Origin of the sequence: Prevotella disiens (assembly GCF_900454955.1) — a bacterium.
Classification (GTDB): Bacteria; Bacteroidota; Bacteroidia; order Bacteroidales; family Bacteroidaceae; genus Prevotella; species Prevotella disiens.
This window is the reverse complement of record NZ_UGTL01000001.1, coordinates 292,713-308,621: the sequence shown is the minus strand read 5'-3', so window position 1 is coordinate 308,621 and position 15,909 is coordinate 292,713. Positions and strand designations below refer to the sequence as shown.

Genomic DNA, 15,909 nt, shown 5'->3' with positions numbered 1-15,909 from the left:
GATTTTAGTTATTTTTCTTTTCTTCTTCGTTGCAATCGCAATCCTCTAAGGTTTGACTTATGCGCATCGCACAGAAGTTAGGACCACACATGGTGCAATATTTTCCACCCACTTTGTTCGATGTTTTCCAATATTCTAATGCTTTTTCTGGGTCGAGCGCAAGGTTAAACTGGTCTTTCCAACGAAACTCATAGCGTGCTTTGCTCAAAGCGTTGTCTCTTATGGCAGCACCAGGGTGTCCCTTTGCCAAGTCGGCAGCGTGGGCAGCAATCTTGTAAGTAATTACTCCTTCACGCACATCGTCCTTGTTTGGAAGTGCAAGATGTTCTTTCGGTGTTACATAACAAATCATGGCTGTGCCGTACCAACTAATCATTGCTGCTCCAATGGCACTTGTAATATGGTCGTAAGCAGGTGCAATATCGGTTACGAGAGGGCCTAAAGTATAGAAAGGAGCGCCGTGGCACTTCTCTATTTGTCTGTCCATATTCTCACGAATCTTGTGCATTGGTACGTGTCCAGGTCCTTCGATAAAGGCTTGAACATTCTTTTCCCATGCACGTTCTACGAGTTCTCCCATCGTATCGAGCTCGGCAAATTGTGCAGCATCGTTGGCATCGTAGGTTGAACCAGGGCGCAAACCGTCGCCAAGTGATATGGCTACATCGTATTTGGCACAAATATCGCAAATATCATCGAAGTGGCTGTAAAGGAAACTTTCCTCGTTGTGTACTTGACACCACTTAGAAATGATGCTACCACCACGGCTTACCATACCCGTAAGGCGACCATTGGCAAGATGAACGTTCTTCAAACGGATTCCGCAATGTATGGTAAAATAATCGACACCCTGCTCGCATTGTTCTAAAAGCGTGTCTCTAAATATTTCCCAAGTAAGGTCTTCTGCCTTGCCGTTTACCTTTTCGAAGGCTTGATACATTGGAACAGTGCCAACGGGTACTGGGCAGTTGCGTAAAATCCACTCTCTTGTTTCGTGAATGTTGCTACCTGTCGATAAATCCATCAAGGTATCGCCACCCCATTTGCAGCTCCATACCGCTTTTTCTACCTCCTCTTCAATGCTTGAATTTTCGTGTGAGTTACCAATATTGGTATTTATTTTCACGCAAAAGTTCGTTCCTATAATCATAGGTTCGCTCTCTGGGTGGTTGATATTAGCAGGTATTACGGCACGTCCTGCGGCAACTTCGCTGCGCACAAACTCTGGTGTAATGTGTGTTTTAATGCCCAATGCCTCGCAATTCATATTCTCACGAATGGCTACATATTCCATTTCTTCGGTTACGATGCCCTTTTTTGCGTAATACATCTGTGTGCCTTTGCGATTTTCAATCCATGGTTGGCGCAATTTTGGCAATCCTTTTTCCAAGTCGATTTCCACATTTGGGTCGCTATAAGGGCCACTTGTGTCGTAAACAATAACAGGTTCGTTGGGACATTCTGTGCGCTTTCTGTTTTCGGTTGTAATGGTTGGTGTTAAGTTGATACGGCGCATTCCTACACGAAGGTTCGGATATTTCACACCTTTCATGTAAATTTTCTCCGAATCTGGATAGGAAATTTTGATGTCGTTCTTCATAATCATTTATATTTTAATTAGTTTTTCCATTTCTTCTTTAGGGTTTTCAGCATTCAAAACAGCCCCACTTATTGCAATTCCGCTTACTCCTATACCCAACAAATCGGATATATCATCGTGCAAAATGCCCCCTATGGCGATGAGTGGGATTTGTATTTGGGCGTCTTTCATTTGGTTTAATAAAGTTTCATAGCCTTTTAAACCAAGCACGGGAGCAAGATTTTGCTTTGTAGTGGTGTATCTGAAAGGTCCACACCCAATGTAATTAGCCCCTTGAGTTGCCAATCGCTGAATATCAGCAAAGGTATTGGCAGTGCCACCAATGATTTTCTCATGTCCAAGTAGGGTTCTTGCTTCATCGACAGGCATGTCGTTTTTACCCAAATGTACCCCATCAGCACCGAGTTCGTGAACCAAATGCACACGGTCGTCCAACAAAAACGTTGCGTGATAGTTGCGACAGAGCGCAGCAACTTGGCGACCCACGCTTAAAAACTGCTCATCGGTAGCATTTTTCATGCGCAACTGCACCCATTTACACCCTCCACGGAGTGCCAATTCTGTGCCTTCTATGTAGCCAAATCTTTTGTTTTCGTGCGTAATGAATTGTATGTTTGTCATTGCTTGATTAGTTTTTCAGGATTATAAAAATGGTTTACTGCTCCGTGTCCACTGCCAATTTCTACATCAGCACCTTCTTTTAAAGCGTTTGAAACATAGTTTTTTGCCATTGCAACCGCATCTTCCAATTGTAAGCCACGGGCTAAGAGAGCCGTAATCGCCGACGAAAGTGTGCAGCCTGTGCCGTGTGTGTTGCGTGTTTCAATGCTTTCAGCTTTGAAAACCATAGGTTCACTGCCGTTAGAGAAATACAATCGGTCGGTTTTCATGCTTCCTTCCACATGCCCACCTTTTATTAATAGGGCGTTGCAACCGCGTTTTAAAATTCGCATTGCTGCTTCATCAATGTCTGAAACCGATGTGATTGGCATTCCAGCCAACACCTCTGCTTCTGGAATGTTGGGCGTTAGCAAGGTAGCAAGGGGTAAAAGTTGCTGGCAAAAAGTATGAACCGCACTATCGTCCATGAGCTTATTGCCCGAAGTAGAAACCATAACAGGGTCTATAATCAGCGGAATATCGCTTACTTCGGATAAGGTTTTGGCAATGCTTTCCATATTTTCAGCACTCCCCACCATACCTATTTTAATAGCATTGGGGCGCAAATCGGTCAATACAGCTCGTAGTTGAGCCTCAACAACCGAAGGATTAATGTTTTGAATATCGAAAACCTGCTTTGTGTTTTGTGCGGTAACTGCCGTTATCACCGATGAAGCGTAGCAGCCTAAAGCCGACATTGTTTTAATATCAGCCTGTATTCCAGCTCCACCGCCACTATCGGAACCTGCAATGGTCAAAGTTTTTACATAGTGCATCATGCGTCCTTAAAGTAACAAACATTACTTTCGAACGACCGAACAACAAGGGGGAATACACCAAAAACGGATAGATAAACGCAAATTCTATATTCGCACTTCCTACGGCAGCATTATCTGCATCAGGTTATACGGGTATAATCTCAGCTCACCCAAATAAGGTGGCACCCCTTTTTCGGTTAATCCGAAAGTTTATCTGCATGCAAAGGTACTATTTTAAAAAGATTTTAGATGATAGAATAAGTTAAAAGGCGTTAAGTTATACTTTTCTCTTGTCGTTTTAATAATTCAGGTCATCGTGCCAACAATACCATAAAAAACTTGTACCTTTGCAACAATATTCAACAAACCGCTTGTCGGGAATGATGAACGAAAGAAAATGAACGCAAAAGTTAAAGGTTTTATAGCTGGCATATTGGCAGCAGTGTTTTATGGAACGAACCCTTTGGGGGCTTTACCGCTTTATGCTCATGGCATAACTTCGGGTAATGTGCTGTTTTATCGTTACGGTTTGGCTACCTTCATGTTTGCTATATGGGTGGCTTTTTCGGGCGAAACCTTTAAAATAAAACGTGGACACGCCATAAAGCTCTCGGTTTTGGGTTCGTTTGTGGGTATCTCGTCCGTCCTATTATTCCTTAGTTTCTATTACATGAATGCAGGTGTGGCATCGACCATTCTTTTCTCCTACCCCATTATGACAGCTGTTTTAATGGTAGTTTTCTATCACGAACATATCAAATGGGCAACGGCTCTGTCCATTCTTCTTGCTGTCTCTGGAATTGGTCTACTCTATCGTGGCGATGGCGGTACAACTTTGAGTGCTATGGGCATATTGTTGGTCTTAGGTTCATCATTGCTTTATGCGCTCTATATTGTCTATGTGAACCAATTTAAGATAGAAATGTCGCCTATCAAATACACGCTTTGGATAACTTTATTTGCGTGGATTTCCATTGTGGGGTATATGATTTTTGTGGGCGACCCGATTGTCATGCTTGACGAAACCGAAGAATGGCTCTATGCCCTACAATTAGCGTTATTCCCAACACTACTTTCGCTTTATTGCATAAACATTTCCATTCGCTCCATTGGTAGTACAACCTCGTCAATACTTGGTGCTTTAGAGCCTGTTACAGCAGTCGTCATCAGTACTTTCGTCTTTGGCGAAGCCTTTACCCTCCGCCTTGCCATTGGTATTGTGATGATTTTGTCATCCGTTCTGCTCATCATCTTAAAGAAATAGAAACGCTTTGAAAAACGAAATAGGCTCTTTTGAACTTCAAAATAGGCTCTTTTGAACTTCAAAACAGGCTCTTTTGAAAAGTGGGAAACTGACGCTTTTAATTCGTTTGTTAATCAACAAATTTAAAAAACACAAGTTTCCTTATCGTGAAACAATCCGCTTTGCGGAATTTAGGACAATTTTTGTAAGTCGAAAATTGCTTGTTTTGAATTTCAAAATTGCCAATGTAGCAGTCGGTTGAACCATCGTTTTGTGGCTTATCGTGCAAAATTCTCATTATTTTATAGTATCTTTGCCCCATAAAAGATAAGTATGGATATTCAAGAATATGAAATAATGGCACCTGTTGGCTCGCGCGAAAGTCTTGCAGCAGCTATTCAGGCGGGTGCTGGCTCAATCTATTTTGGCATTGGGCAGCTTAATATGCGTTCCCATTCGGCGAACCATTTCACGATAGAGGATTTAAAAGAAATAGCAGAAACCTGCAACGAACGTGGTATTAAAACCTATCTAACTGTGAACACGGTGATTTACGGCGAGGATATTAACACGATGCACGAGATAATTGATGCGGCTAAGGCTGCCAATATTACTGCTGCCATTGTCAGCGACGTGGCTGTTATGGTTTATTGTCGTCAGGTTGGCTTGGAAGTTCACCTTTCTACGCAGCTCAATATATCCAACATCGAGGCATTAAAATTCTACGCTCAATTTGCCGATGTGGCTGTTTTGGCGCGCGAATTAAACATGGAGCAGGTGGCAGAAATCTATCGCCAGATTGAAGAACAAGACATTCGAGGTCCTCGTGGCGAATTGGTGCGCATCGAAATGTTCTGCCACGGTGCATTCTGCATGGCCATTTCGGGCAAATGTTACATGAGTTTACACGATTCAAATCGCTCGGCTAATCGTGGGCAATGCACTCAAATTTGTCGTCGTTCTTACACCGTTACCGACAACGAAACAGGCAATCAGCTCGAAATCGATAATAAATACATCATGAGTCCGAAGGATTTAAAGACCATTCGCTTCGTAGACAGAATGATGAAATCGGGTGTTCGGGTGTTTAAAATCGAAGGTAGAGCGCGTGGACCAGAGTATGTTTATGAAGTTATCACTTGTTATAAGGAAGCCATTCAGAGCGTTTTGGACGGCACTTTCACCGAAGAGAAGAAAGACAAGTGGGACGAACGCCTTTCAACCGTGTTCAATCGTGGCTTTTGGGACGGCTATTATCAAGGACAACGCTTAGGCGAATGGACAAAAAACTATGGCAACAAGGCTACTGAAAAGAAAGTTTTGGTGGGTAAAGTGATGAAATATTTTTCAAAACTTGGCGTTGCTGAAATTGCAGTTGAGGCTTCGGAAGTGGAAAAGAACCAATCTATGCTCATCACGGGGCCTACAACAGGTATCATGAAGTTTGATGCCAGCGAAATACGCTACGATTTAAACCCCGTAGACAAAGCCGAAAAGGGTTGGCGCGTATCTATCCCAGTTCCCGATAAGGTGCGCCCGAACGACAAAGTTTACAAGCTTGTGAAAACAAATATTGAACAATAAACGAATAAAACCGATATAATCATGATTGAATTACGACAAATAGCAAAGCTGTTTCTACGATTGACAGTTGCTGTATCTATGCTTTCAGCCGTTGCCGACCGCTTCGGGCTATGGGCAAAGGAACTTTGTATGTGGGGCAATATGGATAAATTCATCGCCTATACACAAACGTTAATCCCTTATATTCCAGCTAATTATGTTGTATATTTGGCATGGACAGCTACCGTTTTTGAAGTTTTACTTCCTATTTGTTTGCTCCTCGGACTTAAATTGCGTTGGACTGCTTCGCTTTCAGGACTGATGATACTCACTTTTGCCCTCGCTATGGCAACATCATTGGGTATCAAAGCAGCAATAGACTATTCTGCTTTCACTGCTTCGGCAGCTGCTTTTGGCATCTTAGCTTGTGGAAATGGCTTTTGGGAAATGGACAATTTGTTTGGGAATAAACGCAGCGGCAGTCGTCGTATTCAAATGATTGGTTAAAAATATTAGGTGGGTTATAAAAATTACCACCGCAAAGAAACATAATTAAATCATGGGTTACGTTTTGTTTTCCCTTTGTTTTCTTTTTGGCTCAAATCGCCAATTCGTTCGATTGCATAGCCCGCTATGCGCCCTTACTCATTGACAATTTGTTCACAAAAAAGAAAACCAAATTAAAACAAAGCTAATTTTTAGAACCCACCTATCAAAAATGACAATAAACGAAATACAAGACGAAATCATTGAAGAGTTTTCAGAGTTTTCAGAGTGGATGGATAAATACCAAATGCTCATCGATTTGGGCAATGATTTGGACGCTTTGAGTGCTGAACATAAGAACGAACAAAACCTTATCGAAGGTTGTCAGAGTCGTGTGTGGCTGCAATGCGACATGAAAGACGGCAATTTGGTCTTTACAGCCGACTCCGATGCACTCATTACAAAGGGAATTATCGCACTTTTAATACGTGTTGTGAGCAATCATACACCGAAAGAAATTCTCGATACCGACCTCTATTTCATTGAGCGCATAGGGCTTCATCAACACCTTTCCCCTACGCGCAGCAACGGATTACTCTCAATGGTAAAACGCATCAAGGCATACGCCTTAGCATTTAGTGTGAAAGAAGCGTGAGAAAGCTACGCACCATAGAAATGAACCGTCTCTCGCTTGAGGAATTTAAGCAGAGTCGAAAGATGCCACTCATCGTTGTGCTTGACGATGTGCGCTCTTTGCACAATGTGGGCAGTGTGTTCCGCTCGTCTGATGCCTTTCGTGTCAAATCCATTTACCTATGTGGTATCACTGCAACGCCCCCAAATGCTGAAATCCACAAGACGGCTTTAGGTGCTGAAGATTCAGTCGATTGGCAATATTTTCCTACTACTGAAGAAGCCATTGAGCAGCTAAAAGCCAATGGTTATTACGTTTATAGTGTGGAGCAAGTGGAGGGTTCAACAAAATTGCAAACGCTTTCGCAACAAGTAGCCCCCATAACAAGCGAACAAACCAGCGAAAAACGTTACGCAGTAGTATTGGGTAACGAAGTAAAAGGTGTGAAACAATCGGTTGTAGACCTAAGCGACAACTGCCTCGAAATACCACAATTTGGCACCAAACACTCGCTCAACGTCAGCGTAACCGCTGGTATCGTCATTTGGGAGTTTGCTCATGCACTCCTATTGGAGTAATATTTTACACAAAAATAGGTTTCTCAAATTAAAGGCTGGTTCTATAAATTAGCCTAAAAACAGCACAACAACATAAAAACATTTACCCCTTGAAAAATCATTAAGACTTTTCAAGGGGTAAATGTTTGAATTGAATATTGAATTTATTTCTAACACACTTCTCAATGTTCACTTATTTGAAAACAATGAAAATGTATTAGTTGCCTATAAATTAGCGTTTTCATTTAATATCAGTTGGCCATGGTGCCTCTAAATCCCAACCATATTTTTTACCATCTGTTACTTCTAACATAGGCCAATCTTCCTTGGTAATAGCCTTACTTTCCACTTCTTCTTCTAACTTATCATCTAAGTTACAGAAGAAATCTATGCCTGTTAATTCTTCGAGTTTATCAATGGTGATAGCATAATCACCCCAATGCTTTTTACCCTTGCAATACTTTTTACTCTTAGTATGTTTTGTAATAAAGGCCACAGCCTTCCATTTATCACCTTTCTTACAGAGGAAAGCCATATAAAAATAACGTGCTATAGGTAATTTACATAGTTTCTTTACTACTACTCCTTTCGTTACTTCTTCTCCAATATGATATTCTAAATTTTCTTCTGAAATTATATTCTTTTTATCAATAGTTGCTCCACGTACTACGAAAAGAGTATCTCTAAAATCATCAACATTAAGATATTTTCTTACAAACTCTTCAAGATTTTTCCAAATCATAGTATTGTGATTATGATATTGAGGCTGAATATTTGACAGATAGAAGGTTTGTTTTTGTTGTATTTTAGTTACTTGTTTGTCATTGTTAGGGCAGAGATGTCCTTTGTCAAATCCTGTTCCTTTAAATTCCTCCTCATGCGTTCTGTATTTTGAATCTAATTTAGGGTCTTCAAGAAATTTGCTTGGACGACTAAAATGATTATCAACAGAATTTGCAGCACACATATAATACGCTGTCCAGTGGTTGCTGCGCAAATCGTTATCCCACTCAATGTTCAAGTTAGGGTACATCTTTCCATTTAATTCGTATTCATGATAAATAACCTGCATATTCTTAGCTAAATCGAGGCGAGGATACTCTAAACGATAAGCGTAACGATGTGCTTCAGTATCGACAATGTTACGATTAACATTACCAGAAGTATTCTCTGTTTTAGATGTTTTTTCTGGATATGTGATTGATTTCCACTGTGATGCAAGATAGTCCACAGATTTCTTTGGAGTACTTTTCAGATAAACCTTTACACCAAAATCGCCAATCTTTACTATCGAATCTATTTCAGAATTAAGGTATGTTTTCGTTTCACCATTCTTTAACTGAATGGTAAGTTTAGTGTTGATATTTTTTTCTTTACGGTTAGCGTTCTGACCTTGAACATTTTGTAAAACCACCGAAAGAATGGCTATTAATAATATACGTATTTTCATTTTTAAATATGATGTTTATATTAGAATATGTTTCCTTTTTAAACGATGTTGCAATTGTTGTCCCCTGCTGACAAATGCTATTTTAAAGAATTTGTCAGTAGGTTACGCTCATCGTTTATTTAATAATATATTTCTTTCCGTTCACGATATAAATACCCTTAGGAAGATTGTTTGTTGAGTTGCCAAGATATTTACCATCGATAGTGTAAACACGAAGTGTCGTAGCGATTGGTTGGTGAGGGGTTTCAACAATTCCTGCAGATGTACCTTCAAGCAAAAGCTTTTCGATAGTAGATCCAGCTTTAGCCATAAAGTAAGCATGAGTTGTTTTGATGGTAGCTTTATTCTCGGTATTAGCCTTTAATAGGTTACCATTTTTGTCCATAGTGAATTGGTTACCATCGGTAGACATTGGGTTAATTCCATACGTTCCTACTATCTTATGAGTTGCATCTCCTGCGGTCAAATCACCTTTTGGTTCAAGCGTAATGTTCTTTGCTGCAATATTTACTTTGTCTTCGTTCACCTTTATTACATAAGGAACACCAGCTTTTATCTCATTTGCTTTCTTGAAACACATTGTATTTCCGTCCATATGGTCGAACTCATGGATAGAAGCATTGTTGATAGTTGCATTGAATGGTAGGCAAAGTGTAGTCCATTCGCCTGAAATAAACTCACGGTCAAGGCGAATATTAACATTATTCTTTGTGCTTGGAACTGATTTATATGGCTTATTCTCGCTCACAACGTAAGTCAATGGTTTGTAACCATCGGCAGTTACGGCGTGAAGTAGCAACTTTTCGTTGTTTTCAAGGGTTATAACACCTGCTAAATCAACCAAAGCACCATCGTAAATCATATTTTTCACAACTTCTTTAGTAGCTTCAGACAAAGTCAATTGAGTGTTGTCATCTGCATTTAGCGTATAGTTTCCATTCTCACCTTTTACACTAACAAGTTGTATGTTGACCCATTCGCCAACATGTTTTTTAGCTTCGGCAGCTGTACAATTCTTTGGTTCTGTTTTAATTTCGGTTACAGGATTGGCAATAAGTAGGCTGTCAGCATTGGTTTCAGTGGTTGCTTGCAATGTAGTAACTCCGTTAATGGTCGTTTTCATACCACGTATCCAGCCAGCTACATGCTGATTGTGTGCAAAATTTGTAGTGAATTTTTCAGCTACGACCTTGCTAATGGCTACGGCATGATTATCATCTTGAAGATAGACAATATCGTTTTCTGCTAAAATAACACGAGCGTTTTCTTCAGGCTTAATCAATAATCGAACCTTGGTATTATCGGTCTGCTCCTTCAACTTAGCTATTCCTTCGATAGTTGGTACAGCAACTTCTTCACCATCTGGGTGAGGATTTGGGTCAGGTTGAGTACCTTCTTCAGCATATACAATAACGTCATCAAGGAAGAACATTTTACCCTTTACACTTGAAAAAACGATAGTAAGTTCGCCTGTTACCTCAGTGTTGAATGGCAAAGTGAAGTCTATATATTTCTCTTTTTCAAGTTCTTCGGTCTTAGTGAAAATAGTTTTTTCACTAGATTTTACTGTAACAATCACTTTACTATCAGTTTGTTTGCCAAATGCAGCAGCTTTAAAAGTCAGCTTATTGGCTTTTGTTACATTCGAAATTGATGCTGTAGCAGTACCAATCTCTTTCCCTTTACCCACTTTAATGCATTCATTTGCAGAACTGCAAGTTTTAAATTTCCAAACATCTTGATTATCTGGCGTTATCTCTTTAGTTGTTCTTGTAGGCTTACTCCAATTCCCTTCTACACCACCTTCGCCTTTAGTGGTATTAAATCTTTCAGTAAACACAGGTTTTTGTGCCATCACTGCGCCACTCCATAGCAGCAACAAGGTGAGCATCAATGTTAGTTTTAATTTTTTGTTCATTATTTTGTAGATTTTATTAAGACCATATCCCTTTGTAGGGACATTAGTCCGTCATGTTTTTTATAATATCTATACTATTTGTTTCTAATTTTCTTTAGGAGCATCTCCATTAAACACCGATTTATTCCGAGCAACGTTCACTTTACATCCTACTATTTCGACATTTTTAGAATTTTGTCTAATTAGTTTTCTTGATAATAACCTTTGCCCAAAATTAAGGTACCGCCATTTCAGCCACTCAATCAATGCTTTAAAGCATATTGGACTTCAATTAACGACACCTTTAAAATCGACTTTCAGCTATACTGTGAGTATAGCTTGCGTGATGAATATTCGTTTTTTTTTTTAGTTTGTACTTTTTTTGTAACGTATGATACCTTCGTTAATGTGATTACGACTCACAACGCAATACCATCTTTAAATATAAGACGAGCATGCCAAGGACTTCATACCATCATGCTATTAACAGATGACTTTAAGTTATTGTTTATCCATAGGTAAGGTTTTTTCAGCCCCTAACCATACTTCGATTACAAAAGTATAATATATTTTTCAGTTTTACAAATATTTCTTTCAGTTTTACGGATATTATTCTATATCTTTCTTGAAGTGTAAGTCAATTGGGTAATATGCCTATTTTTTAATTCAAAGCAGACTCTTTTTATTTCAAAAGTGGGTGATAAAGGTTTTCGAAAAATGCGAATTACAAAAATTATCGCTCTGCCCAATCGCCACGGTCAAGGTTTCGATAGCCAATTGCTTCGGCAATATGGTGGACTTTCACCTTTTCGGAATCGTCTAAATCGGCAATGGTGCGTGCTACTTTTAAGATTCTATTATAGGCTCGAGCCGATAATTTTAAACGTTCCATCGCTGAACGGAGCAATTCTAAGGATTGTTCATCGGGTTCAGCAAACTCGTGTATCATGCGTTCCGACATCTGTGCATTGCAGTGAATATTGGGATAATCCTTAAAACGAGCCGTTTGCAAGGCACGAGCCTTTAATACTCGTTCCCGAATGACGGCACTTGCTTCGCCCGATTTTGCTTGTGAGAGGTCTTTAAATGGTAGAGGTGCGATTTCGCATTGTATGTCAATTCGGTCAAGAAGTGGTCCTGAAATCTTGGAAAGGTAACGTTGTATTTGCCCAGGAGTACAGACACAATGGTGGGTAACATCACCGTAATAGCCACAAGGACAGGGATTCATGGAAGCCACAAACATGAAACTGCATGGGTAAGTTACGGTGTATTTGGCACGAGAAATGGTTATCGCGCGGTCTTCCAAGGGTTGTCGCAATACTTCAAGGGTGTGTTTATTAAATTCAGGCAACTCATCGCAAAACAAAACTCCATTGTGTGCCAATGTAATTTCGCCTGGCATAGGGTTTGCACCACCTCCTACTAAAGCCACTTCGGATATAGTATGGTGCGGACTACGGAAGGGACGTTGCGTAATTAGCCCCATGTTTTTCTGTAATTTTCCTGCCACTGAATGGATTTGAGTGGTCTCTAAACTTTCTGAAAGTGCCAAAGGCGGAAGGATAGAAGGTAGGCGTTTTGCCATCATACTCTTACCGCTGCCTGGTGGACCAATCATAATGACATTGTGAGAACCTGCTGCTGCCACTTCTAAAGCACGCTTAACATTCTCTTGTCCACGCACATCTGCAAAGTCAAGGTCGGAGGTATATTGATTTTCGTAGAACTCTTTTCGGGTATCCACCACGCATGGAGCTTGTTCGTAAGCATCGTTTAAGAAGCTAATAACCTCGCCAATATTGTTCATGCCGTACACTTCCAAAGTATCAACTACGGCAGCTTCGTGTTCATTAGCTTTCGGAACAATGAGTCCTTTAAACTTTTCGGCTCGTGCTTTTATGGCAATGGGCAGCGCACCCTTTATGGGTTGAAGGGTTCCATCAAGGCTCAATTCGCCCACCAGCATGTACTTTGCAAGATGATTAGTTTGTATTTTTTCGTTTGCAGCAAGGATTGCTATGGCAAGCGGAAGGTCAAAATTGGTTCCTTCCTTACGCAAATCAGCAGGCGCAAGGTTGGCTGTAATGTCTGCAACAGGAAATTTGTAGCCATTATTGAGCAATGCTGCTGCAATACGGTCGTGGCTTTCTTTCACTGCAACATCGGCAAGTCCTGTGAGGTGGTACATAATTCCCCTCGTAATGCTGACTTCAACGGTAACGGTATTCACTTCTAATCCATTGACAGCAGCACAATATGTTTTTACAAGCATTATAAATCGAGCTTTATAAGTCTTTGTCTTAGCGTATTAGAGGTTACCCGTCGGTCGGTAATTTGTCCGTTTACAATTTTATAATTGTCGGGTATTGACGTAAGACCCAATGTTTTTACAAGTTTACTTTCCAACATTTCTCCGTCGCAAATGGTTGGAATGGTGATGTTATTATCGGTCAAATATTTCTTTACTTCCTTGTAAGAAGGGTCTAAACAAATGGAAATTGCTTTCACATAACCTTTCTGATACAAGGTGTTTAAGGTATTTAGTGCGTCTTTACTATCTTCGTTCCAACTGCTCCATGTAAGAATATAGCTTTCTTTTCCTAATAAATTGGCATTTGTTAGCATGTTTCCATTGACATCTTTGGCAGTAAATTTAGGCATTTTTTTTCCCTTATTCCCTTGTTGAAGGGCAGTAATTTGCATTGCTAACCTATTCAATGAACCATTTTTCGGTTGTTCTTTCAGCATTAACGCAATCAATTCGGCAGCCTGTTTATAGCTTCCTCCGTTGGCAGCCACTAAGTATTTTTCGGTAAGGAACACGCTTACAGGCGATTCTGGGTGGTCTTTCACAAACTGAATGGCATACTTTTCTTGTTCAGGAGGCGATGCTGTAGCCACCTGTTGGCGGAATTGTGTCATGAGTTCATTATCGTCTGTGCCTTTCACTTCCATTTCTTTTAAGTGTGAAGCATCGGCTTTTATTTCGACAGAGCCTCCTGGTTCAGAAAAAATAGCGTGGGTTGAGAAGTTTGGGAAAACAATGATTAAGGTGCCATTGTATTGAGATGGGATTTCGTAAGTAAAGCGACCACCTTCAATCTTTATGGTATCAAGCCCCTCGATAGCCCCATCGGGACTATAAACATAGAGTTCGCCTTGATTAATGTGCAGCAATCTGCCGTCAATTTTAAAATATCCGCTGCGCCCACCGCACGAAACCAATAGTAAAGATAGTAAGAAAAAATAAACTATTTGCTTCATAAGTGGGAAGTTTATAGGGTGTATAAATGAGAAAAAGCAATCGAAACAAACTGCTCCTTCTTGCTTTTCTAACATGTAAGCATGAGCCTACGTTTCATAAGTGCCGCGAGCGGGACTCGAACCCGCACAGCCATTACTGGCCAAGGGATTTTAAGTCCCTCGTGTCTACCAATTCCACCATTGCGGCAAACCGAGTGCAAAGATAAGGTTAAATATCGAATTGAACAAAATAATCGATATTTTTTTGTAACTTACGTTGCATTTTTCTCTAAAATCGGGACTAAAAACCTTTAATACACTTGCAAAATACCATTAGGACCGCCACTTTGCGCTCTATAACGGGACATAGACTTACCCGAATTGCCCGAAACGATATTGCCGCCTGTATTCAAATTGTAGGTACGCTTGCAGTTTTTACACGTTGCAATGCCTGCTCCGTTTACGCTAAGTTCATAGGAAATAATGGGTATACTACTGGGATTAAAGCAATTTGGACATTGCAAATCGAACGCAAAGAAGCGTGCAGGATTGTCAAGGTTGCCATATCCCACGATGATGCCATTGTTTAATCCAACTCTGCGCTGACTATTCAAGCGTTCATCAATGGCATTAAAACGTTTTTCGGAGCTTAAACCTTGATTGTTTTTAAACTCAAAATAATATAAACTATTCTTGTATAAGGGTTTAATGGTTGTAAAAACGCCTGGCGAAAGTGGACTCATTGCCGAAGCGAGTGTGGGGTCTAAATGCACACTATTGTCGATTGTGAGGTTGCAATGATAGTCGCTGTACTCAAAATCGATGTTATCGTTACAAGCTGCGAGGGTAACGATAGCTAATAAAGCCAATGTTTTGGGGATAAAACGTTTCATTCTTCTTCGTTGATAATTCCTTCTTCTATGAGTTCTTCCTTGTATTCTTGCGCTGCATTTTTTCCGTTTTTCGTTTCAATCGCTATAATTGGCTGCAAAATTCGGTCTACAAATTCAGGAAAAATAGGGCAAGGACAGGTTTCAATAAAGTCTTTCACTTCGTTTAAATCGGGCATTTCCTCGTAAGATTTCTCGCTCCATGTTTGCACTTTTTCTGCCCTATGTGTCTGCTCTGCTTGCATTAATCCGCCCAAAGGACACGATAAAAATATCTGATAATAGTCTTTTAATATTTCTTTCATCATTGTTTACAATCTTTTTATTTCGATATAAGATTGTAAAGATAGGAATATTTTTTCAAACGCGGCTCTTTTTTATTACTGTTTTGCAGTTTTTCAGTTATATAAACCTTACGAAGAAGCCCACCGCCATTGGTTTTAGCGATGGGCTTCAGTGCTTTTATTCGTATGGAATCATTGCTAACGCATCGGCTATCTTTTCAATACCTTCTTGTAAAGGACTTGATACCATTCCTTTTGCAAAGAAAGGAATATCGGCATCGATGGTAAGTTTCAGCTTTGATTCTGTTTCACTTACTGGAAGTATCTGAATCCAAAAGTTGAACGACATGGGAGAGTTGTCGCTTGCAAACTTAATGGTCTTAGGCTCTTCTCTTTCAATGATGCGCATAGACACTTGTCCAACGGGTGCAACACTGATAGCGATAGAATCTTTATCGAAAGTCATATCCTTCAGTTTGTCTTCAGGCACTTTATTCTTTACTCGTTCAATATTCGTTAAGTCGCTCAACATGTTGTAAACACTTTGTTGAGGATAGGGAATTTGCTTTATGCTACTTTCAAATTTACTCATTTATTTCTTCTCTTTTAGAGTGCAAAATAGCTGCTTTCTGGCGAACAAC

At 40.1% G+C, this 15,909-nt stretch carries 15 protein-coding genes and 1 tRNA gene; 5 read left to right on the top strand and 11 right to left on the bottom strand.

What is annotated here, in order from left to right; all coding sequences use genetic code 11:
- Positions 1 to 4 precede the first annotated feature (4 nt).
- The 3 genes from thiC to thiD are packed head-to-tail and all read right to left on the bottom strand — an operon-like array spanning position 5 to position 3,039.
- Entirely contained in the window at positions 5 to 1,600 is a 1,596-nt protein-coding gene (thiC, locus tag DYI03_RS01265; RefSeq protein WP_025064485.1) for a phosphomethylpyrimidine synthase ThiC, read from the bottom strand.
- A 6-nt stretch (positions 1,601 to 1,606) separates the two neighbouring features.
- Complete coding sequence (locus tag DYI03_RS01260) at positions 1,607 to 2,221, bottom strand: thiamine phosphate synthase (RefSeq protein ID WP_021669261.1); 615 nt, start codon at positions 2,219 to 2,221, stop codon at positions 1,607 to 1,609.
- Positions 2,218 to 3,039 carry a bifunctional hydroxymethylpyrimidine kinase/phosphomethylpyrimidine kinase gene (gene thiD, locus DYI03_RS01255; protein ID WP_021669260.1) on the bottom strand — a complete coding sequence of 274 codons (822 nt, stop codon included), beginning with the start codon at positions 3,037 to 3,039 and terminating at the stop codon, positions 2,218 to 2,220. Before thiD ends, DYI03_RS01260 begins: the two co-directional genes overlap by 4 nt.
- A 376-nt stretch (positions 3,040 to 3,415) precedes the next feature.
- Here thiD and DYI03_RS01250 point away from each other — a divergent pair, with 376 nt between their 5' ends.
- The 5 genes from DYI03_RS01250 (at position 3,416) to DYI03_RS01230 (ending at position 7,522) form a co-directional block, all read left to right on the top strand.
- Positions 3,416 to 4,282, top strand: a complete 867-nt coding sequence (locus DYI03_RS01250) for a DMT family transporter (protein ID WP_004356281.1) — start codon at positions 3,416 to 3,418, stop codon at positions 4,280 to 4,282.
- A 312-nt stretch (positions 4,283 to 4,594) separates the two neighbouring features.
- Positions 4,595 to 5,845 (top strand): peptidase U32 family protein, encoded by a 1,251-nt coding sequence (locus tag DYI03_RS01245; RefSeq protein ID WP_021669257.1) that lies wholly within the window; start codon positions 4,595 to 4,597, stop codon positions 5,843 to 5,845.
- A gap of 21 nt (positions 5,846 to 5,866) precedes the next feature.
- Positions 5,867 to 6,331 (top strand): DoxX family membrane protein, encoded by a 465-nt coding sequence (locus tag DYI03_RS01240; protein ID WP_021669256.1) that lies wholly within the window; start codon positions 5,867 to 5,869, stop codon positions 6,329 to 6,331.
- Positions 6,332 to 6,542: 211 nt separating this feature from the next.
- Positions 6,543 to 6,965, top strand: coding sequence for a SufE family protein (locus tag DYI03_RS01235; protein WP_004356248.1), 423 nt, complete (start codon positions 6,543 to 6,545; stop codon positions 6,963 to 6,965).
- Positions 6,962 to 7,522 carry an RNA methyltransferase gene (locus tag DYI03_RS01230; protein WP_021669255.1) on the top strand — a complete coding sequence of 187 codons (561 nt, stop codon included), beginning with the start codon at positions 6,962 to 6,964 and terminating at the stop codon, positions 7,520 to 7,522. Before DYI03_RS01235 ends, DYI03_RS01230 begins: the two co-directional genes overlap by 4 nt.
- A 220-nt stretch (positions 7,523 to 7,742) precedes the next feature.
- Here DYI03_RS01230 and DYI03_RS01225 read toward each other — a convergent pair whose 3' ends face one another.
- From DYI03_RS01225 to DYI03_RS01190, 8 genes are all read right to left on the bottom strand, one after another.
- A complete protein-coding gene (locus DYI03_RS01225) occupies positions 7,743 to 8,951 on the bottom strand; it encodes a DNA/RNA non-specific endonuclease (protein WP_021669254.1) in 1,209 nt (402 codons plus the stop codon).
- A 115-nt stretch (positions 8,952 to 9,066) separates the two neighbouring features.
- Positions 9,067 to 10,869 carry a hypothetical protein gene (locus tag DYI03_RS01220; RefSeq protein WP_021669253.1) on the bottom strand — a complete coding sequence of 601 codons (1,803 nt, stop codon included), beginning with the start codon at positions 10,867 to 10,869 and terminating at the stop codon, positions 9,067 to 9,069.
- Positions 10,870 to 11,581: 712 nt separating this feature from the next.
- Positions 11,582 to 13,123, bottom strand: coding sequence for a YifB family Mg chelatase-like AAA ATPase (locus tag DYI03_RS01215; protein WP_115367869.1), 1,542 nt, complete (start codon positions 13,121 to 13,123; stop codon positions 11,582 to 11,584).
- Entirely contained in the window at positions 13,123 to 14,115 is a 993-nt protein-coding gene (locus DYI03_RS01210; protein ID WP_025064481.1) for a DUF4369 domain-containing protein, read from the bottom strand. The genes DYI03_RS01215 and DYI03_RS01210 overlap by 1 nt, the downstream gene beginning before the upstream one ends.
- A 101-nt stretch (positions 14,116 to 14,216) precedes the next feature.
- Positions 14,217 to 14,302 (bottom strand) — tRNA-Leu (locus DYI03_RS01205).
- Positions 14,303 to 14,405: 103 nt separating this feature from the next.
- Complete coding sequence (locus DYI03_RS01200; protein ID WP_004356237.1) at positions 14,406 to 14,987, bottom strand: hypothetical protein; 582 nt, start codon at positions 14,985 to 14,987, stop codon at positions 14,406 to 14,408.
- Positions 14,984 to 15,292, bottom strand: a complete 309-nt coding sequence (locus DYI03_RS01195) for a hypothetical protein (protein ID WP_021669249.1) — start codon at positions 15,290 to 15,292, stop codon at positions 14,984 to 14,986. The genes DYI03_RS01200 and DYI03_RS01195 overlap by 4 nt, the downstream gene beginning before the upstream one ends.
- Before the next feature lie 154 nt (positions 15,293 to 15,446).
- Complete coding sequence (locus DYI03_RS01190; protein ID WP_025064480.1) at positions 15,447 to 15,860, bottom strand: polyketide cyclase; 414 nt, start codon at positions 15,858 to 15,860, stop codon at positions 15,447 to 15,449.
- Positions 15,861 to 15,909: the final 49 nt, after the last annotated feature.